18 protein-coding genes and 1 riboswitch are annotated in these 21574 nt (G+C 32.2%); of the genes, 6 read left to right on the top strand and 12 right to left on the bottom strand.

The window, feature by feature from the left end; all coding sequences use genetic code 11:
- The 5 genes from LQ617_RS11080 to metK form a co-directional block, all read right to left on the bottom strand.
- Positions 1–3676, bottom strand: a 3676-nt coding sequence (locus LQ617_RS11080; RefSeq protein WP_239740425.1) for a putative Ig domain-containing protein, incomplete at its 3' end; no start/stop codon positions are given.
- A 236-nt stretch (positions 3677–3912) separates the two neighbouring features.
- The gene (locus tag LQ617_RS11075) at positions 3913–4755 is read right to left on the bottom strand and encodes an aldo/keto reductase (protein ID WP_037589697.1); all 843 of its coding nucleotides are present in this window, start codon (positions 4753–4755) and stop codon (positions 3913–3915) included.
- A 28-nt stretch (positions 4756–4783) separates the two neighbouring features.
- Complete coding sequence (locus LQ617_RS11070; RefSeq protein WP_239740424.1) at positions 4784–6166, bottom strand: NAD-dependent succinate-semialdehyde dehydrogenase; 1383 nt, start codon at positions 6164–6166, stop codon at positions 4784–4786.
- A 60-nt stretch (positions 6167–6226) separates the two neighbouring features.
- Positions 6227–7138 (bottom strand): nuclease-related domain-containing protein, encoded by a 912-nt coding sequence (locus tag LQ617_RS11065; RefSeq protein ID WP_204253336.1) that lies wholly within the window; start codon positions 7136–7138, stop codon positions 6227–6229.
- A gap of 798 nt (positions 7139–7936) precedes the next feature.
- A complete protein-coding gene (metK, locus tag LQ617_RS11060; protein ID WP_025905541.1) occupies positions 7937–9130 on the bottom strand; it encodes a methionine adenosyltransferase in 1194 nt (397 codons plus the stop codon).
- Between the two features lie 103 nt (positions 9131–9233).
- Positions 9234–9345, bottom strand: a riboswitch (SAM riboswitch).
- A 182-nt stretch (positions 9346–9527) separates the two neighbouring features.
- On the opposite strand from metK, the gene pckA reads away from it, so the two are divergent.
- On the top strand, positions 9528–11129 hold the full coding sequence (pckA, locus tag LQ617_RS11055; protein WP_126477961.1) for a phosphoenolpyruvate carboxykinase (ATP): 1602 nt from the start codon (positions 9528–9530) through the stop codon (positions 11127–11129).
- A 21-nt stretch (positions 11130–11150) separates the two neighbouring features.
- Here the strand turns inward: pckA and LQ617_RS11050 are convergent, their stop codons facing one another.
- Together LQ617_RS11050 and ytkD are read right to left on the bottom strand one after the other, a co-directional pair.
- Positions 11151–11927 carry an alpha/beta hydrolase family protein gene (locus LQ617_RS11050; RefSeq protein ID WP_239740423.1) on the bottom strand — a complete coding sequence of 259 codons (777 nt, stop codon included), beginning with the start codon at positions 11925–11927 and terminating at the stop codon, positions 11151–11153.
- Positions 11911–12375, bottom strand: a complete 465-nt coding sequence (gene ytkD / locus LQ617_RS11045; protein ID WP_191836734.1) for an RNA deprotection pyrophosphohydrolase — start codon at positions 12373–12375, stop codon at positions 11911–11913. The genes LQ617_RS11050 and ytkD overlap by 17 nt, the downstream gene beginning before the upstream one ends.
- A 66-nt stretch (positions 12376–12441) precedes the next feature.
- Here ytkD and LQ617_RS11040 point away from each other — a divergent pair, with 66 nt between their 5' ends.
- Positions 12442–13227 (top strand): hypothetical protein, encoded by a 786-nt coding sequence (locus LQ617_RS11040; RefSeq protein ID WP_239740422.1) that lies wholly within the window; start codon positions 12442–12444, stop codon positions 13225–13227.
- 10 nt (positions 13228–13237) lie between these two features.
- A complete protein-coding gene (gene yidD / locus LQ617_RS11035; protein ID WP_025905546.1) occupies positions 13238–13462 on the top strand; it encodes a membrane protein insertion efficiency factor YidD in 225 nt (74 codons plus the stop codon).
- Between the two features lie 178 nt (positions 13463–13640).
- Here yidD and menC read toward each other — a convergent pair whose 3' ends face one another.
- The 4 genes from menC to LQ617_RS11015 form a co-directional block, all read right to left on the bottom strand.
- A complete protein-coding gene (gene menC, locus LQ617_RS11030) occupies positions 13641–14639 on the bottom strand; it encodes an o-succinylbenzoate synthase (protein WP_239740421.1) in 999 nt (332 codons plus the stop codon).
- Complete coding sequence (gene menE / locus LQ617_RS11025) at positions 14626–16035, bottom strand: o-succinylbenzoate--CoA ligase (protein ID WP_239740420.1); 1410 nt, start codon at positions 16033–16035, stop codon at positions 14626–14628. Before menE ends, menC begins: the two co-directional genes overlap by 14 nt.
- Before the next feature lie 116 nt (positions 16036–16151).
- The gene (locus LQ617_RS11020) at positions 16152–17318 is read right to left on the bottom strand and encodes an MFS transporter (RefSeq protein ID WP_191836731.1); all 1167 of its coding nucleotides are present in this window, start codon (positions 17316–17318) and stop codon (positions 16152–16154) included.
- A gap of 141 nt (positions 17319–17459) precedes the next feature.
- On the bottom strand, positions 17460–18311 hold the full coding sequence (locus LQ617_RS11015) for a DegV family protein (RefSeq protein ID WP_239740419.1): 852 nt from the start codon (positions 18309–18311) through the stop codon (positions 17460–17462).
- Positions 18312–18661: 350 nt separating this feature from the next.
- Here LQ617_RS11015 and LQ617_RS11010 point away from each other — a divergent pair, with 350 nt between their 5' ends.
- Positions 18662–19093, top strand: coding sequence for a GNAT family N-acetyltransferase (locus LQ617_RS11010; protein ID WP_159316222.1), 432 nt, complete (start codon positions 18662–18664; stop codon positions 19091–19093).
- 20 nt (positions 19094–19113) lie between these two features.
- Positions 19114–19983 carry a DMT family transporter gene (locus LQ617_RS11005; protein ID WP_239740418.1) on the top strand — a complete coding sequence of 290 codons (870 nt, stop codon included), beginning with the start codon at positions 19114–19116 and terminating at the stop codon, positions 19981–19983.
- A gap of 69 nt (positions 19984–20052) precedes the next feature.
- Here the strand turns inward: LQ617_RS11005 and LQ617_RS11000 are convergent, their stop codons facing one another.
- Positions 20053–20727: a type 1 glutamine amidotransferase gene (locus LQ617_RS11000; protein WP_239740417.1), complete on the bottom strand. Its 675-nt coding sequence runs from the start codon at positions 20725–20727 to the stop codon at positions 20053–20055.
- 380 nt (positions 20728–21107) lie between these two features.
- On the opposite strand from LQ617_RS11000, the gene LQ617_RS10995 reads away from it, so the two are divergent.
- Positions 21108–21548: an NUDIX domain-containing protein gene (locus LQ617_RS10995; RefSeq protein ID WP_051575450.1), complete on the top strand. Its 441-nt coding sequence runs from the start codon at positions 21108–21110 to the stop codon at positions 21546–21548.
- The last annotated feature ends 26 nt before the right edge of the window (positions 21549–21574 follow it).

Raw genomic sequence — 21574 nt, 5'->3', positions numbered from 1 at the left:
TTGTTGGTGTACCTGAAATTGTATTTGTCTCAGGATCATATGTCACACCTTCGGGTAGTCCTGATACTTCATGTGTCACTGGTTTTCCACTGTTATCTTGACCATTCAACTTCGCATCTTCAATTGGTGTATTTACTTCTGTTGTTTGGTCATCCACCGGATCAACATCAGGCGCTGTTGTATCTTCTACAGTTATCGTAAATGTTGACTTTGTTTCATTACCCGCTTCATCTCTTGTTACAACAGTAATATTATAATCACCAATTTTGGTTGGTGTGCCTGAAATTGTTTTTGAAACTTCATCATACACGACGCCATCTGGTAGGCCGCTTACAATATGAGATACTGGTTGACCACTGTTATCTTCTCCACTTAATGTAATATCAGTTATCGGTGTGTTTACTTCTGTTGTTTGATCTTCTACAGGATCTACTGTTGGTGGAATAGTATCCTCTACTGTAATCGTGAAAGTCGTTTCTGTCGTATTACCTGACTCATCTGTTGAAACTACTGTTATATCATAATTACCTACAGTTGTTGGTGTACCTGAAATGGTATTCGTTTCTGGATCATATGTCACACCTTCAGGTAGTCCTGATACTTCATGTGTCACTGGTTGACCACTATTATCTTCACCATTAAGTGTTATATCCTCGATTGGTGTATTTACTTCCGTTGTTTGATCTTCTACAGGATCCACTGTTGGTGGTAATGTGTCTTCCACTGTAATTGTGAATATTGTTTCTGCAGAATTCCCCGCATTATCTCTTGTTACTATTGTAATTTCATAATTTCCTGGAGTTGTAGGTGTACCTGATATTGTTTGTGTTGCTTCATTATAAGTTACACCATCTGGTAGTCCCGTCACATCATGTCTCACTGGATCTCCACTATTATCTTTACCAGTTAATTTAATATCCGTTATTGGTGTATTTACTTCTGTTGTTTGGTTATCTACTGGATCTATTGTAGGTGCTGTCGTATCTTCTACTGTGATTGTAAATGTTGTTTCTGTTTCGTTGCCTGCTTCATCACTCGTTATAACAGTCACATTATAGTTTCCAGCTTTTGTTGGTGTACCTGAAATTGTATTTGTTTCTTCATTATAAGTCACACCGTCTGGTAAACCAGTTACATTATGAGTCACTGGATTTCCACTGTTGTCTTTGCCATTTAAAGTAACATCGGTAATTGGTGTGTTCACTTCAGTTGTTTGATTTTCAATTGGATCCACAGTTGGTGCTGTTGTATCTTCTACTGTAATTGTAAATGTCGTTTCTGTTTCGTTATATACTTTATCTGACGAAATAACAGTTACTTCATATGTTCCTGCTTTTGTAGGTGTACCTGAGATTGTATTCGTTTCAGAATTATATGTGACACCATCTGGTAGACCGTATACATCATTTCGAATTGTTTCACCACTATTATCATTCGCATTGATAACAATAGGATCTATTGGTGAGTTTACTTCAGTAGTTTTATTATCAACTTTATCAACAACTGGTGGAGTTGTGTCATCAACAATTACACCTGATGAGTTATTACTTGAAGGTTTGCTTTTTCCTATTTTAGATTGACTACTTCCAGAAGCAATATTGCTTGCACTTAATTGTATTGTACCTTCAATAAAAGTTTCAGGAACAAATGGTTTACTTGTTTCAGAATTCACTACGATTAAATATGTGCTATTCGTATTTCCTAGATCTATACTTATAGTGCCGTCGCTATTAAAGATTATATTATGTGATGATGATACATCAACATAAGCGACATTCTTAGCACTTCCACTTTGATTCAATGTATTCCTATCAGTAACTTTCAAAATTTGAACCTTAGTAATATCTTTATTAAATTGGCTAATGACATCTGGATTTTTTTTGTTACCATTATATGGAGTTATTTTAACCTTGGCATTATTTAAAGTCCTAGCTTTACCGTTTACTGTATATGTTGTGTTATATGGATTATGATCATCAACTTTCTCTTGAACACTAGAATCTTGATATAAATCTAAATTTCGTGCATCAGTTAAATATTCTATTGTTCTTGTAGCATTATATTCTGAATCACCAATTTTTAAATTCAAGTTATAGTTATCTGTTTTGGTTGCTTCTTTAAAATTGATTAACCCTAAGAAATCAACGTGTGCACTAGTGTTTTTATATTTTTCTATATTATCAGTAAACTTGAATGTAAATGAATTATCGGCACGATTATAAGTACCTTTTGCATAAATACTATTTGCATCATTTCCTAATAGTATGCCATTATCTCTATCTGCAGATGTAGGATTTATTTCTTTAGGTATATGTACAGTAAAATAATCATTTCTTTTTACGTCATTCGGAATAGATATATCAAAACCTATTTCAAAAGCAGCACCTTTTTTCCATGTACCCTCTTCAAACTTAACATTACTAGATTTAATCTTGCTATTTACATCATCTCCACCTAATGGACTACCATCAGCTTTTGTTGCTTCTTTCTCCATTTTTGATGAAGATGCACTTAAAGCTTTTAAATTTTTATCAGTCTTACTTTTATTTTTTGATTTTTGGTCTATATCTTCTTTTTCTTTGTCTGTTAATGGCTTAGTCGTTTTTAAGTCTGTAGCATCAACATTTGTGTCTATATTATTATCATCTTCAGAGTCACCTGTAGATAAATCATTGTTAGCAGTATCTGGTTGTTCACTATTATTATCTAATGGTTCTTCTTTTGTTGGTTCCTCTAAAGTCTCTTCTTCATTTGATTTTGGTTCTTCTGTTGTATCTTTGTTATCTTCTTTAGAATCTTCATTTGTTGAATTTTCATCTGATTTTGTTTTATCTTTTGTTGAATTCTTGTCATCAGTTTTAGATAGATCTGTTTTTGAGTCTTTATCATTTGTTGGTTCTTCCGATGAATCTTCTTCATTTGATTTTGGTTCTTCTGTTGTATCTTTGTTATCTTCTTTAGAATCTTCATTTGTTGAATTTTCTTTTGATTTTTGTTCATCTGATGTCGGCTCTTCAGTCGTGTTTTCTTCAGTTGATTTCGAATCTTTATTCGTTTGTGGTTCTTCTGTTGATGGTTCTTCCGCTTCTTCTACATTAATGGTAAAAGTAGTCTCTTTTTGAACGCCTGAATCATTTTTCGAAATTACTGTTATGGTATAGTTGCCTACAGTAGTAGGATTTCCTGTTATTGTATCTGTGCTTGATTCATATGTAAGTCCATCTGGTAATCCTTGTACTTGATTCGTATTGTTCTCAGAACCTTCTACATTTATCTTTATAGGATTAATAGCTTCATTTGATTTCACAGTTTGATTGTTTATTGGATCAATTGTAAAGTCGCTTTGTTCCTCTTTATCTTCTTTAGCATTTTCTTCTGAAGTATTTGATTCTGCTGTATCATTTTCTGTTGTTGGATTTTCAGTAGATGTTTTCTGAGTTAAGTCTTGCGCTGTTTCTTCTTTAGTATTTGTTTCGTTAGTTTCATTTGATGTTTCTATATTCGTATTTGAATCTGCATTTGTAGTCGATTCTGCACTCTGACTTTCCTCTTTTAATACATTTGATTCTTCTGCATTTACGAAATTTGGTGTGCTCAAATAAAGCATAGCACCGATGATTACTGACCCAGTTCCAACAGAAAATTTACGAATAGAATACCTGTTATTTTTAAACATTAAATACTTCCTCTCATATTTTGGATATAATAATAATTATTATAATAGTAACAAAAAATATAAGATATTAATATACTTATTTTGTAAATTCGAAATTATTACATACTTAACATTCAAAAAATTGGCATTTTCTAAAACAAAAATATTTATTTATCAAACTTTTTATTAATCAAAATATTTATTCTTAAAAATCAAAAAAGCCAACGAACCTCTATGATTCGTTGGCTTTTTATGAATTATTGACCAGTAAAGACTTCTGGGTCTGGTCCGATTCTTTCATCTTTATTTAAAGCATTTAATCTTGAAAGTTGATCTTCTGATAACTCAAAATCAAATACGTTTAAGTTTTCTTCAATTCTTGATGGTGTTACTGATTTAGGAATAACAACAATATTTTCATCAATATTCCATCTTATAATAACTTGAGCTGGTGTTTTACCTAATTCATTTGCAATTTCTTTTACAACTTCATCTTCCAATATTTGTCCATTCATTAAAGGAGACCATGATTGTGCAACAATTTTTTGTGCTTCTAAATAAGTTCTTAATTCTTTTTGAGTTAAGTATGGGTGACATTCTATTTGATTAATAACTGGTTTAATAGAAGCTTCTTGTAATAATGATTCTAAATGATGTACGTGGAAGTTACTTACACCTATGTTTTTAATTTTGCCTTCATTGTATAAGTCTTCCATAGCTTTCCATGTTTCTGTGATAAGGTCTTTATCTTGGCCAGGCCAATGAATTAAATATAGATCTACATAATCTAAACCTAATCTTTCTAAAGATGCTTCATATGCTGATTGAACATTCTCTCTACCATAATCTGTCATCCAAAGTTTAGTTGTAATAAATAGATCTTCTCTATTTAATCCTGTTGCTTCTAATCCTTCTTTGATACCTTGTCCAACTTTTTCTTCGTTGTGATAAGTTTGAGCTGTATCTATATGTCTATAACCACTTATAATAGCATGTTTAACCGCTTCTCTACATTCATCATTATTTTCTACTCTAAATGTTCCTAACCCTAAAGCTGGTATAGAATTGCCATTGTAAAACTCAATTATTTTCTGTGTCATTTTACTGCCTCCTAATTTTAGACGATACTTAAATTAAAATTGAAACGACTTTAGTTTCTAAATATGGTTCAATACCTTCTGAACCACCTTCTCTACCAAATCCACTTTCCTTCATTCCACCGAATGGAATATGAGCTGCACTTGGTCCGCCATCGTTCCAACCGATTACACCATAATCTAAGTTCTCATACAACTTTATACCATTACTATAGTTTTCAGTAAAGAAATATGTTGCCAAACCAAATGGTGTATCGTTTGCTTTTACAATAACTTCATCTAAATCTTTATAAGTTTGAATTGGTGCTACTGGTCCAAATGTTTCTTCAACCATGATTTTCATATCGTCTGAAACGTCAGATAGAACAGTTGGTGTGATAAAATAGCCACCATCTTTATAGCTATCTCCTCCAGTAATCACGCGAGCGCCTTTACTTGTAGCATCTTCAATATGAGATTTAATTTTTTCAAAACCATCTGCATTAATAACAGGACCTATATCTGTTGATTCATCCTGACCATCGCCTACTTTTAATTTACTGACTTCTGCTCTAAGTGCATCTTCAAATGCGTCTTTAATAGATTCATGTACGTAAATTCTATTTGCACATACACATGTTTGACCTGCATTTCTAAATTTAGAAGCAATTGTTCCTTGAACTGCTTTATCTAAATCTGCATCTTCGTGAACAATTAATGGTGCATGACCACCTAATTCAAGTGTTACTTTCTTCAATGTTGAACTTGATTGTTCCATTAACTGCTTACCTACAGGTGTTGAACCTGTATAAGTTATTTTTGAAATTAAAGGATGCTTTGTGAAAATTGCACCGACGTCTTTACCTGAACCATTTACATATTGGATAACACTTTTATCAAACCCTGCTTCATGTGCAAGATCAACTAATTTCATAGTTGTAAGAGGTGTATCTTGTGCTGGCTTACATATAAACGTACACCCTGCTGCTAATGCTGGTGCTGCTTTTCTAGTCATCATTGCTGCTGGGAAGTTCCAAGGTGTTATACTTGCTACAACGCCAACAGGTGCACGTGTAACGATAAGTCGTTTGTTATCAACATGTTCTGGAATGGTTCTTCCATAAGTGCGTTTTGCTTCTTCAGCAAACCATAATATATAATCTGTCGCATATTTAACTTCGCCTAAAGCTTCTTTTAATGGTTTTCCACTTTCTTTTGTCATAATTAAAGCAATTTCTTCTTTATTTTCAAGAATCAATTCATACCATTTATATAACAATGCACTACGTTCATGAGCTGGTTTCTTTTTGTATGTTTGAAAAGCATCATGTGCCTGTTCAATCTTGTTGTTAATATCTTCTTCCGTATTATTTTTAATCGTTTCGATTACTTCACCAGTTGCAGGATTTTTAACTTCAAAATTTTCTTTTACCATACTTATAACCACCTTTTTTAGTATAAAAATAGCGCTACATAAAAATGCAGCGCTTAGTTATTACGGGTTAAACCTTTCAATTTCATCCATAATTCTCTCAAGGTCTTCCACACTGTATTGGAATCTACCATGGAAAACAAATTTATTAAAGAAGTGTTGAAGTTGTTTTTCACCAACTAACACTTTAATGTTAGGGTCTTGAGAATAATTACTGATAGTTGCTTCACTTACTTCATTTGGATGGAAGTAAATAATTGGTGTCGGTGTATACTTAAGTTCTAACTGTCTTTGTAATTCTTCAGTTGTATTATCAACTTCTTTAACTTCGTCAGTATATGAATGGAATGCTGCAGTTTTATTATTTGATTGTTTTTCAAGTAATAACGTTTGTTCTTTGTTTGGGTTTAAATCCAATGTTTCAAAGACTTGTCCTAATACTGGAAAATCACTAAACTGCTGTTCTGTAATACCGTGATAGATATGACCACTTACTAAATTAGAGTCAATTACGTATATACCCGTTCTTGTTAAGACTAAATGATCAATTTGTCGAACTTTACCTAATGGATCTTTAGGTAAGAAGATATTTGCCATAATATGCATATCTTCGGGTCTGATTCTACGTTCGTTAACAAGTTGGTCTCTCAACTCTAACAAATGTCTATCAGTTATATATTCCCCTTCATTCTTAGAAAATAACTTTAATGAGTCAATTTCTCTTTCTTTTTGTGAAATTGCTTCTTGATGAGTTTCTTCTTGTTTCGTTAGAACCTTTTTATTTTCCACTCTTTCATGATCTAACTTTTCTTTATGTTCAGATTTAAGCGTCTCATTTTCTTTTTTATGAGCTTCTTGAATCTTATTCAAAGATTTTTGTTTCTGCTTTAATGAAACAAAGAATAATATAATAAATAGTATCGCAATAACGATCGCTGCGATTAATCCATAATGAATCGGTTCTAATTGACTCATAATTGTAGATCGCTCCCTTTCATATGTATTAATTCCATTATAGTAAAAATTACAAATAAATTCAGTATATATCATGAAATATATTGATAATATAACGTAATTTCTTATACTTCATACATTTGAGTAGTTAAACCACACTTTAATAGTAAATATTTTATAAAAATTCAGTTCATTATGAACAACTTGACTTAAACTTGTTTGTAACGGGGGCGTTGTGAACACTTTCCTCCAAACTTGTTCATAACGGGGGTGTTGTGAACACTTTCGCCCAAACTTGTTCATAACGGGGGCGTTAATTACAAAACTCACCCGAAGTGTTACTAAGGATAGCCATAGTTACAAAACTAGGTCGAAGTGTTACTATGGACCGCCATAATTACAAAACTCAGCTGAAATGTTACTATGGACTACCTTAATTACAAAACTACTCAGAAGTGTAATTAACGGTACCAGTATTTGCACTTTCACCCAAAACTGCTAATAACAACCTCAGTATTTGCACCTCTAACCAAAACTGCTAATAACAACCCCAGTATTTGCACCTTCAACCAAAACTGCTAATAACGACCCTAGTATTTGCACTTCTCACCTAAACTGCTAATAACGACCCCAGTATTTGCATCTCTCGCCTAAACTGCTAATAACGACACCAGTATTTGCACCTCTAACCAAAACTGCTAATAACGACCCCAGTATTTGCACTTCTAACCAAAACTGTTAATAACGATCCAACTTCCACCAAACCTAAAATAAAAACTCTGCATAAATCCCGCAAGATTATATACAGAGCTTCATCATTTATTTTAATAAGTCTTTTAATAAATCTACTTTATCTAATTGTTCCCATGGTAATTGAACATCTGTTCTACCGAAGTGACCGTATGCTGCTGTCTTTTTGTAGATTGGTTGTCTTAAGTTCAACATTTGAATAATGCCTGCTGGTCTTAAATCAAATACTTCTCTTATTTTTTCTACTAATACAGTTTCTTCTACTTTACCTGTACCAAAAGTATCTATTGAAATGGATACTGGTTGTGCTACACCAATTGCATATGCTAATTGGACTTCACATTTATCTGCTAATCCACTTGCTACTATATTCTTAGCTACATATCTTGCAGCGTATGCTCCTGATCTATCTACTTTTGTAGGATCTTTACCACTGAAACATCCTCCGCCATGTCTTGCATAACCACCGTAAGTATCTACGATAATTTTTCTACCTGTTAATCCAGCATCTCCTTGTGGTCCGCCGATTACGAATCTACCTGTTGGATTAATAAAGAATTTAGTTTCTTCATCTAATAATTCTTTAGGTACGATTGGATAGATAACATGATCTTTAATATCTTGTTGAATTTTTTCTAATTCAATTTTTTCATGATGTTGTGAAGAAATAACGATTGTATCTACTCTTACTGGTTTATCATTTTCGTCATATTCAACTGTTACTTGTGTCTTACCATCTGGACGTAAATATTCTAAAGTACCGTCTTTACGTACATCTGTTAATCTCTTCGCAAGTTGATGAGCTAAATAACCTGGTAAAGGCATATATGTTTCAGTTTCATTTGTAGCAAAACCAAACATAAGACCTTGGTCACCTGCACCAATTGATTCTATTTCTCTATCTGATAAATCATCTCTATCTTCTAATGCGCAATCTACACCTTGTGCGATATCTGGTGATTGTTCATCAATAGCTGTTAAAATCGCCATCGTTTGGAAATCATAACCGTACTTCGCTCTTGTGTATCCTATATCTTTTACTGTTTGTCTAACTACTTTAGGAATATCTACATAAGTTGAAGTAGAAATTTCACCTGCAATTAAAGCCATACCAGTTGTTACTGTTGTTTCACAAGCCACTCTTGCTTTAGGATCGCCTTTTAATAATTCATCCAAAATAGCATCGGAAATTTGGTCCGCAATTTTATCTGGATGCCCTTCTGTTACTGATTCTGATGTGAAGAGTCTTCTATTCTTTGACATAAAAAATCTCCTTTAAATAAAGTTGTACGGTCTCTTCCTCAGCGCAAATAAAAAGTGCCTTCTCTCAATAAAGATATAGAGAGAAGGCACACTCGTCCATTCGCTCTTATCGTTCAGACAATATTGGTCTGCAAACGGTTTGGCACCTTTCTTTCATTAGAAAGAGGTTGCTGGGTTTCATTGGGTCCATGTCCCTCCACCACTCAGGATAAGAGAATCCGTCAGAAATGATAATACTAAAGTTTTCATAATATGTCAATGGAACGAAACACATTCAAATTTCTAAAAAAATTTTATAACAAATTTACTCATTAGTATAGACTATATATTTTAATGTGTTATACTAATTCCATGAAAATGCTTACAACATTAATATTAGACATGGGGGTCGTCATTTATGGCAATACAGTCAATTACCGAATCAATCGAACTTTCAAACCTTTTAAAGAAGGACACTACACTACAGCAACTTTCTAGAACTGAATTGTACAATCACATTCTAGAAGCAGGAGAAGGCGTATTAACAGAATCTGGCGCAATCAGAATGGAAACTGGTAAATACACAGGTCGCTCTCCTAAAGACAAATTTATCGTTAAAGAGGAAGATACTGAACAAGATATTGATTGGGGAACAATCAACCAACCTATCTCAGAAAGTAACTTTTTAAATTTATATGATCAAGTTATTGACTACTTAAACCAAAAATCACAACTTTATGTCTTTAATGGGTATGCAGGTGCAGATGAATCATCACGTTTAGATTTACGTGTTATTAATGAGTTACCTTGGCATAATTTATTTGCACAGAACATGTTTATCCGCCCAGAAACTAAAGAAGAAGCACTTAATATCAGCCCTAATTTCACTGTTATTAGTGCACCAGGATTTAAAGCTGATCCAGAAAAAGACGGCACTAATTCTGAAACATTCATTATTACTTCGTTCAAACACCGTGTCATATTAATTGGTGGTACTGAATACGCTGGTGAAATGAAAAAAGGTATATTCTCAGTAATGAACTATTTATTACCTAAAAAAGGCATTATGAGTATGCACTGTTCAGCAAACGTAGGTTATAACAAAGATGTTGCTTTATTCTTTGGTCTATCAGGTACAGGTAAAACAACTTTATCTGCAGATCCTAATAGAAAATTAATCGGAGACGATGAACATGGTTGGAATGAAAATGGTGTCTTCAATATCGAAGGTGGTTGCTACGCTAAAACAGTAAGTCTTAGCCGTGAAAAAGAACCACAAATTTATGATGCTATCCGTTATGGAACAGTTTTAGAAAATGTTACTGTAAATCCTGATGGTTCAGTAGATTATGACGACACTACATTAACTGAAAATACAAGAGCTGCATACCCAATAGATTTTATCGATAATATTATTACACCATCAATAGCTGGTCACCCAAATACTATTATCTTCTTAACTGCAGATGCATTTGGCGTATTACCACCTATTTCTAAATTAGATAAATCTCAAGCTATGTACCATTTCTTAAGTGGTTTCACTTCTAAGTTAGCAGGTACAGAAAGAGGCGTAACAAGTCCTCAACCAGTATTCTCAACATGTTTCGGTTCACCTTTCTTACCATTACATGCGACTGAATACGCTGAATTACTTGGTAAACTAATCGATGAACATAATGTAGACGTTTATCTTGTAAACACTGGTTGGACTGGTGGCGAATACGGTGTAGGTTCAAGAATGGACTTGAAACATACACGTTCAATGATTCGTCGTGCAATTAGTGGAGAAATTAAGAATTCAGAATTTGTTAAAGATGAAATCTTTGGTCTTAATATTCCGAAACATGTACCAGGTGTACCTTCAGAAATATTATATCCTCGTAATACTTGGGTATCTTCTGACGCATATGACGAAAAAGCAAAATTACTTGCTAAGAACTTTAAAGAAAACTTCAGTAAATTCGGTGAGTCTTCTGAGCATATTCAAGAAGAAGGCGGTTTCACATATAACCGCTTATAAAATACAAAAAGAGCTTGGGCCTTATTGGTCCAAGCTCTTTTCACATTGATACATCCACTCTTTAATTTGTAACAATGTTTGTTTTTCTATTTCTGGTCTTAAAACATGTCCTTCTCCACTTAAATAAATTGTTTGATGATCTACCGCTTCTTGCTTTAAATGTTCTTCTAAATGATATGCCATATTAATATTGACTTGTTTATCTTCATCACCATGAACGATTAATATAGGCGGACTATCTTTATGAATAGATTGCAATGCATTTCTACGTGCATATGCTTCATATTGTTTTTTAGGATGTCCAACCATTCTTTTTAACATCCCTCTTAGATCAATTCGTTCTTCGTACATCATTAGTATATCTGAAACGCCACCCCATATAATATAACTCGTTGCTTTCACTTTTTGATACGTAAGTAAGCCTTGAATACCACCTCTAGAAAATCCAATCATATGAACAGGAACATTTGGGTATTGTGATTTGAGTATTTCTATCCCTTCTATAACATCATGAAGGTCATCACCACAAAATTCATCTCTACCTTCACTACCGTTACTACCTCTGTAATAAGGTGCAAAGACAAGTGTATGCTTATCTTTAAATTGCGCCATACGACCTGGCCTCACTCTACCTACTTGTCCTTTACCACCACGTAAATATACAACGATGCGATTAACACGTTCATTTGGTGTCATCAACATGCCTCTGACTTTCAATTCATCCACTTCATATATCACTTCTTCAGTTAGATGATGATTAAAGAAAACTGGCATTTTTTTCTTACTGTAGAAATCCAAGTTTATACACCCTTTCAACGCACTTTAATATTGCTGTATCTTTTAAAAGAAAACTCTTCTCTTCTTCAGGTATATCATTGATTTCTTTAGCAATAACGGGTCCATAAGTTTCGAAATACGCTTTATTGCTATCAATAGATTCGACTTCAATAAAATAGACATCTTTATTAAACGGAATTGTATCATGTACAGTATATGAAGCTATAAACGTTATATTTTTAGCGATCGCACCTGTTTCTTCATATAATTCACGCTGAACAGCCTCTTTATTCGTTTCATTTGGTTCAACTTTCCCACCAGGAAATTCAATACCTCTTATCTTATGATGCGTTAACACATATTCATTATTAAAAATTGGAATACCTAGAACATGTTTCGCATTTTGTTGATCAGTTGGACATTTATATGCTAAATCAACATCCAATCCATTTGGATCTTTGTAGCGCATGATACACGACCTCTTTCTTCAATTATGATAAACTGTATATACATATTATTAGGAAGGTAGAAGATATTGAAAAAGTTAACCTTAACGACCTTAGTATTAACAATTACTCTTATTCTAGCAAGTTGTAGTCCAGAAGGTCAAAATAAATTTGATGATAGTAGCGATGCTATCGAAGCTTTTCAAAAAAATATTAAAAAAGTAGATTCACATTCGATTAAATCTAGTAACGAGACAACAGTTGATTTTCAAGATAAAAAAACAACCCTTAAACAACTGTCACATGGCCGAACAAACCACCATGATAAACTTGCATTTAATGTCGAACAAGAAAGTAATACAAAACAATTTCCAGTGCATAATAAAAGTGTTTGGATTGATTCAAACGAAATCAAATCCTCACCTAAATCTAAGTATTTAAATTATCATGCAAAGAATGCCGAAATAGATTATTATCAAAAAATTGGACAAGATTGGTTCGATTTAACGACTTTTAATCAAAGTTTACTAAAACCTATTGAAGACGATGTCACTTTAGAAAACGATACTCTTTCATATGAAGGTACAGGTAAAGTTATGAAATATCTCTATCAACTAGGGTTTAGTCAATCACCACTGGCAGATCAAGAGTCATTAAGCAATATTAACGACTTAAAAATTAAAAGTGGTAAGTTTAAGCTTACATTCCAAAAAGACAAAACATTACCAAAAACGTTAACCTTTAACATTAAAGCAACTGGGAAAATTAAAAATGAAACGATTAACATCCACATGAAACAGACAACAGATTTCTATAAATTCAATTCCACTGATGTTAAACCATACCAGAACTTAACGAAAAACAATTACAAATAGGAGCATTGCTATGAAAAAAGTATTTATTAAATTAATACGCCTTTATCAACGATATATATCCCCATTGACACCACCTACATGCAGGTTCCAACCTACATGTTCTAACTATGCAGTTGAAGCTATTTCAGAATATGGGGTTATTAAAGGGACATGGTTAGGTACGAAACGTATCTTAAAATGCCACCCATTTCATCCAGGCGGCTACGATCCCGTTCCACCTAAAAAAGATTCATAACATTTATTAAAAGGAGGCTGGGACATAATGTAATGTCTTAGCCTCTTATAGTATCTTGGCAGTAGATGACTGAATTGAAAATGCGCTTGTACCAAGCTTTTTTCAACTCTAGTTATTCTTGCCGGGGCGGGACTACGAAATCTTTTTATACAAATTAGATTTCTGTCCCGCTCCCCTTTTATTTTGTTAATTTATCTTTATCAACGATTGGTGGCACATATTCAATGAGATGACCATCAGTCTTTGCGCTATCAACAACGAAATCTTCCGTGAAGTAATAATCACTCGGCGTCACATCACTCGGATATGAACTGTGCTGTGCTAAGTAAGCAGTAAAGTAACTACTAAGTCCAAATTCATACATTCCACCTATGACATATTTAAGGTGATGTTCGTGACAATATTCAATAATTTCAAGTGCTTTATCTATCCCTCCAACACGAGAAGCTTTAATCACAACACCATCAATAAGGTGTTGCTGATTAAATTGAATAATTTGCTCTAAATTTAGAGCACTTTCATCAATAAATACCGGTAACTCGAGCGTACTAACATGCACAATATAGTCCTCAAATTTAGAAAATGGCTGCTCAATATATATAAATTGTTCATCTTTAAATGTATTTAATAAAGACACATGTTCATGATTCAACACACCATTTGCATCAATTGCTCTTTGTATTTGCGGATAATGTTCTGTTAAAAAATCTATATCTCGATTAACTTCTTCATGCCATTTTAATTTAATTCTAGTTGGTAATTCACCATTATATTGCTTGAAATATTGTTCAATATTTTGATTAATAGTTGCACCATATGCTACTTCTATCGGCTTCAACTCATGGAATTTCTGAAAGAATATCATAGACATAACGCTACGTGCATTCGGGTATTCACTGAGTTCATCTATTAATTCACAACATAATGGATAGCTATTAAAATCAACAAGTTCATGTTTTTTAAACCATTTTATTAAAGTTTCTTCAACTTTATTTATTGTCTCGAAATGATACCAGTCACTATTAAACGCATTGCATTCACCATAATAAGTAGACCCATTCATGTCTTGCCATTCTACAATTAATACTTCTCGCTCATTTAATGCTATTAAAGGTGTTCGTATCGCTACTCTGAAAGGTGCTTTGAATCTATAGAAATGCAAACTATTTTTTCTCATTCATGACCCACGCCTTTACTTTATATCTTGAAAGTTTACCTGTTGAAGTTCTTGGAATTTCATTTATTTTATAAAAGTATTTTGGGTGTTTATACTTTGCTAATTTTGTAGCGAGTATATTTTTAAATACATCATCTTGGATAGTGTGTTCCGCTTCATACACTAATGCTGGTACTTGCCCCCACTTTTCATCATCAACTGGTACAACAACACAATTTTGAACGTCAGGATGATTCAATATCACATGTTCAATTTCAAATGGATAAATATTTTCTCCACCACTAATGATTAAATCTTTTCTTCTATCATAAATATATACATAACCGGAATCATCTATTGATCCAACATCACCTGTTTTAAAATAACCATCTTCAAATGTTTCTGAATTCTGACTACCTGTTAAATAACCATTCATCACATTGCCACCATATACAGCGACTTCCCCATGTCCTTCTTCATTTTGATTTAAAATTTTGAGTCGAACATTTGAAGGTACTTTCCCTACTGTACTTGGTTCTTCACGTAACATCTCTGGACTTGCTGTCACAAACTGAGAGCATGTTTCAGTCATTCCAAACGAATTATATATCGGTAATTGATTGTCTAACGCTTTATTAATCATCGTTTCAGATAACTTTGCGCCGCCTAATAATATTTTTTCTAATTGATATGGTTGTTTTAACGCATCTTGCATCAACCATTGTAACGTTTGAGGCACTAAAGAAATATGTGTGATGTTATCATTTTTAATTAAATGCATTACGCGATCTACATCAAATTTCGGTTCTAAAATAAGTGTAAAACCTTCTATTAAACTACGTATTAACACACTTAAACCTGAAATATGGTAAATCGGCAATACGGACAACCATCTCGTTGATTCATCATAGCCAAGACTTTCTTTGCAACCCATTGCACTAAAATAATGATTTGAAAAAGTTTGTGGCACAGCTTTTGCAGGACCAGTTGTACCAGAAGTAAACATAATCGTCGCAATATCATCCATATTAAACGTAAAATCATAATTCTCATCTTTACTGTCGTCCAAATGTATATCCTCGATATCTATACAATTTTGTTTAATATGTAAAGGTTTATACGTAAAGACTGTATGAACGCCAATACTGTCCAATTGTTGTTCAATTTCGACTGGTGTTAACTTCGTATTAATCATAACCACTTCTACATTTGCTAACCAAGCTGCAATGATAAGTGATGCATGTTTAATATCATTCTTGATATATAATCCAACTCTTTTCAATTGAAGTTGTTTAATGTAATGTGCTTTATTTTTAGAATCATTAAATAGTTGTTCATAAGTTAATTCAACATCACCTTGTTGAATTGCAATTTTATGTGGTGCACGTAACACCTGCTGTTCAATCCAATGTTTCATCGTTTGGACCTCCTTATACCATTATTCATTATAACGATATTTTTGAATTTAAACATAAAAAATGCTTTATAATATCAAAAAACCTAGGCGATCAATTCACCTAGGTTTCCATCATATTAGATTGCTTCTTTTTCTCTTCTTTGCGTAACAAATCGTTCAAGTAATAAGAAGACAAGACCTATAAGTGTTAAAAATGGTGCAACTAACGCTAGATCCTTAACTTCTAATTGACTTACTACGATACCGCCGATGAACGCACCAAGCGCATTACCGATGTTAAATGCTGATTGGTTCATCGTACTAGCAAGCATTGGTGCATCTTGTGAAATGACCATACTTTTAAATTGTAATGATGGACTCATACTAAAGCCAATCAAACCAAATACAAAAATACCGACAACCATTAGCAAGCTATAGTTTTGAATAAAGTACATCATAAAGATATATATTGGGAAGACGATAAATATCGTATTCAGTGCTTTATTTAAATTCCAGTCTGCTAATTTCCCACCAATAATATTACCAAATGTTACACCAACACCGAATATAATAAGGACAAATGAAATCCAGCGTTCTTCTATATGCGAAACATTAATTAATATTTGAGAAATATACGTGAAATAAGCAAATACACTACTGAATCCGAACAGTGTTACACCTAGTGTCAGCCAAAGTTTAACATCTTTTAATACACTCAATTCATTTTTAATTGAAATCGGCTGTGTATCTTTTTGGTTAGGTACAAATCGAATAATACCTATTAATGTTAATAGTCCTAGAACACTAATAATAATAAATGTCATTTTCCAGCCAAATATTTGCCCTACAAATGTTCCGAATGGTACACCAATGATGTTGCTCATTGTTAATCCCATAAACATTAACGCCATTGCACTTGCTCTTTTATGAGGCGGTACCATACTTGCTGCTAGTATTGATCCAATACCAAAGAATGAACCGTGTGCTAAAGCGGCAATAATTCTACTTAACATAAGTGAACCATAATTAGGTGCAATACCACCTATCCCGTTACCTATTATAAAAATAGCCATTAATAAGACGAGTAAATTTTTTCGAGGTAATTTATAAGTCGCTAACACTATAATCGGTCCACCTATTGCAACACTCAATGCATAACCTGTAATCAATTGACCCGCATCAGATACGGTTACATCTAGATCTCTTGCAATATTAGGTAACAAACCCATGATTACAAATTCAGTCATACCTATCGCAAAAGCACCAAGGCTAAGTATCCAAATCGCTAAAGGATATTTTTTCATGTCTCAACGCTCCTTTAATCTTATTATTTTAATCAGATTTAACCATATTAGTACTTTTGCTATGCAATTACAAGAGTTTTTTTGAATTTTGTATATAAAAAAACCTGAGAAATTAAATTCTCAGATTTTTAAACGTTTTCATTATTGAGTTTGTATCCAACCTATTCCAATCGTGCCATATCCCGTATGAACAGATGCTACTGGAACTAAAGGTTCGACATATACATTAACATCTTTATTTAAAGTTAATATGCGCTCTTTCCATACATGTGCTTCTTGCTCATTTCCAGCATGTAACACACCAATGTTTGTAATACCTTTATCAATAATTTCTTTAATATGTGTGATTAAATAAGCTTCTATTTTCTTATTGCCTCTAGACTTAAGTTCTAAGTCGATTGTACTATTCTCTAATTTCAATAATAATTTAATATGAAGTAAGCTACTTAATAAATATTTGCTATTCGAAACCCTTCCACTATTCTTTAATTGTTGTAAGTTTCGTGGCAACAAATATAATTCACTTGTATGTTTAACTTCTTCTAACTTATTAACGATTTCTTCAAATGAATAGTCCTCGTCATAAAGTTTTCTACCATACTCGACTAATTCTTTTTGAGGAAAGCTTCCTGTTCCACTATCAATTACATGAATTTCCATTGGGAAAGATTGTGCAGTTGATAGCGATGATGCATATGTGCCTGATAAACTACTAGAAGGATGAACCGCAATAACATGCGTATAACCTTCTTCTTGAATTTGCTCATACGTTTCTATAAAATCTTGAGGTGTAGGTTGAGCCGTTTTAGCACCATTACCATTTTCTTTTAACATATCAAAAAATAACTTTGAACTTTCAAATTCTGAATCTTTATAAGGTTTGTCATTAATAATTGTAGATAAAGAAACGACAAATAAATCTTTATCATCCATATTTTGATCAATATAAGTTGTTGTATCAATTAACCACGCTAATTTCATTACTTCCTCCATTGTATATACAATAAATGCATTCACTTTATAACTAAGTATTTTTAACCTAACTTAATTAATAACATATAATCAATATTGAAACAATTAAAAACAGAACTGATAAGTTAAAGCAATCATATAATAAATAACACAAATATCATTCTAGTATAATAAATAGATAGATATACTGAAATTCCAATACTTTCATAACAATGAATTGAATATTATTTCTATAAAAACCCTTGAAATTTACTATTAAAATATACCAATCATAAGATTAATAAGTTTATCAAAAATTCATAATAACCTATACGCATTTAACCTTCATATGCTATCATTCTAATATTCACATCTAATTAGGAGTCATAACAATGAGCTTATTAAAAACTGAACTACAAGAGAAAGATTATCCACTTGCATTAAAAATTTGGGAACGCTCCGTACTCGCAACTCATCACTTTTTAAAAGAGGAAGACAGAATTGCATTAAAAAAAGAAATACCAACCTACTTTAAATACGTAGATGCAAATTTATGGCTTTACGATGGAGAAGCTGTTGGCTTTTCAGGTATCAACGAGGATAACTTAGAAATGTTATTTATAGATCCAAAACATTTCAGAAAAGGATTTGGAACTGAAATACTTCAACATTTGCTGAAAGAAGATCATATCCAAAAAGTTGACGTAAACAAAGATAACGAACAAGCCTTGAACTTTTATATGAAAAATGGATTTAAACCATATAAAGAATCTTCACATGATGGACAAGGAAGAGATTATCCAATCATACATCTAAAATTATAATTTAAATTGAGGTTTTGCTTATGAATAAACAGACAAATATGTTATTACTTATTTCAATCATTGCAATTTCACTAGCTGCCATATTAGTAAAGCTATCAAACGCCCCTTCTAGTGTAATAAGCATGAACCGAATGTTTATAGCAGTCATCTTGCTAGTGCCCTTTGCATATCGATTTAAAAAAGAAATCTTTAAATTAAGTCTTAAAGATTTTCTATATCTTGTATTAGCTGGTCTATTTTTAGCACTTCATTTCGGATTATGGTTTGGTTCTTTAAAATTAACAACCGTTGCTAGTTCAACAGTTATATTATCTTTACAACCTATTGTTGCGATTATTGCAAGTTTCTTATTCTATAAAGAAAAAATAACGCTAAAAGTTTTCAGTACAATTTTAATATCGTTTATCGGTGTTGTTATCGTAAGTTGGGGCGACTTTAATATAACTGACTTAACTGCAATGATTGGTAATATATTATCTTTATTAAGTGTTATATCAATAGTGTGTTACCTAATGATAGGAAAGAATGCAATGCTCAAACTCACACATTGGGTTTATAGCATCATCGTGTTCTTCTTCGCAGGCGTCTTTTTACTCATTTATAATATCATTACGCACGCTACATTAGTAAACTATTCAATGAAAGAATGGCTATTATTTATATCATTGGCCATTTTCCCAACAATAGCGCACGTCATATTCAATTATCTCTTAAATATTATCAATCCAACAACCATATCAATGAGCATGCTACTAGAACCCGTAGGCGCATCAATATTAGCAATATTTATCTTGAAAGAATACTTAGGATACGTACAAATACCAGGTATCATCATTGTACTCGTAGGTGTGTATTTCTTCTTAAAAGCACAGAAAACTGAAGTATCATGAAAACATTTAAAGGCTAGGACTTATATAAAAAGTCCTAGCCTTCGTTTTGATTTGATATTAATAAATATATTATTTACTTTTTGTTATAAAATCTAATAATTTAAACATAATATCTTTATTTTCTTTAGGTACTTCATAGTCAATTATTTCTTGAGGTGTTTGATTCAATACAGAATCTACTGCATAAGAAAAGTCATTCGTAACAATTTCTTTAACATCAAAAGGTCCAGGTTCAAAATGAAATTGTAAGCCAATAACATTATCTTTCAATAAGAATCCTTGGTTTGTTAAGTACTCACTTGAAAATAGCAATTCTGCATTTTTAGGAATTTGGAATGTTTCTTCATGCCAATGTAATGCCATTAATTCTTTCGGTAGATCCGGTATAGTATCACTTTCAAGATAAACTTTATCCCAGCCCACTTCTTTTACTGGTGATTTACCCACTGTATAACCTATTGCTTTTGTTATTTGTTGGGCACCATAGCAAGCTCCAAACATTGGTTTGTTAGCTTTCAATAACTCTCTTATTAACTCTCTTTCTTTAAAAATCCAATCATCTGTATCATTCGGACTCATTGGACCACCCAAAATAATTAGTAAATCAGTTTCTTCAGCAGAAGGTAATACACCATTATAAAAATACGGATGATAAATATACAAATCATGTCCTCTTTCTTTAGCCCAATCACCTATTGATCCAACACCTTCATTTGGCGTATGTTGTAAAACATTTATTCTCATAAAATAAGCAACTCCTTATATAATTAACAAATTCTAATAGCTATATTATAAGTCATTTAAGCAAAATAATGTGAAAATCTTTTATTTTAGAAAAATCAAAGGCTAGGACTTATGTAAAAAGTCCTAGCCTTTGTTTTGCTCATATTTCGTAACAAGGTTACAATAAAAATAGTAAATAAAACGTTAAACCAAGTAATGCTATACCAGTGATATAGTTCAAAATCGTTCTGATCCTAATTTTTGTAATATTTGACAATGTGATCAACTCCAAATCTTATATTACGTATGATCTTAGCGAATTTATCTGTTATCTATCACATTGAATTATCATACTTTAACAACTCTATTATAATATATTTAACATTAAAGGAGTGATAAATTTGACAAATTTCTATAGAGTCATAAATGCTATTTTAATTAAAGAAAATGCTATTTTATTAGTTAAAAACGAATATAATAATGAATATTTATGGAGTTTACCTGGAGGCGTAGTTGAGCAAGGTGAGTTTTTGTATGAAGCTTTGATTAGAGAAGTATTTGAAGAAACAGGATTAACGTTAAATCAATACGAACTAGCATATATAGCTGAAAATAACATACCTATTGATAACGCTCATTGTTTAGTAACTTATTTTAAGTGTTTAAATTTCAACGGTGAAATATCTATTAATGATCCTGACAATGAAATTGTAGAATTAAAATGGGTCAACTTTAATGAAATTCAAAATTATATTATCAGCGAAGATATTTTAGTCCCTTTACAAAATTATTTATTTAAAGACAAAAAAGAGTATTATTTCATTGATGATTTGAGGTTTTAAATCATTAGTTCTTCATATATATAAGT

Origin of the sequence: Mammaliicoccus sp. P-M59 (genome assembly GCF_022386135.1) — a bacterium.
Taxonomy (GTDB): domain Bacteria; phylum Bacillota; class Bacilli; order Staphylococcales; family Staphylococcaceae; genus Mammaliicoccus; species Mammaliicoccus sciuri_A.
This window is presented reverse-complemented; position numbering and strand designations above follow the sequence as displayed.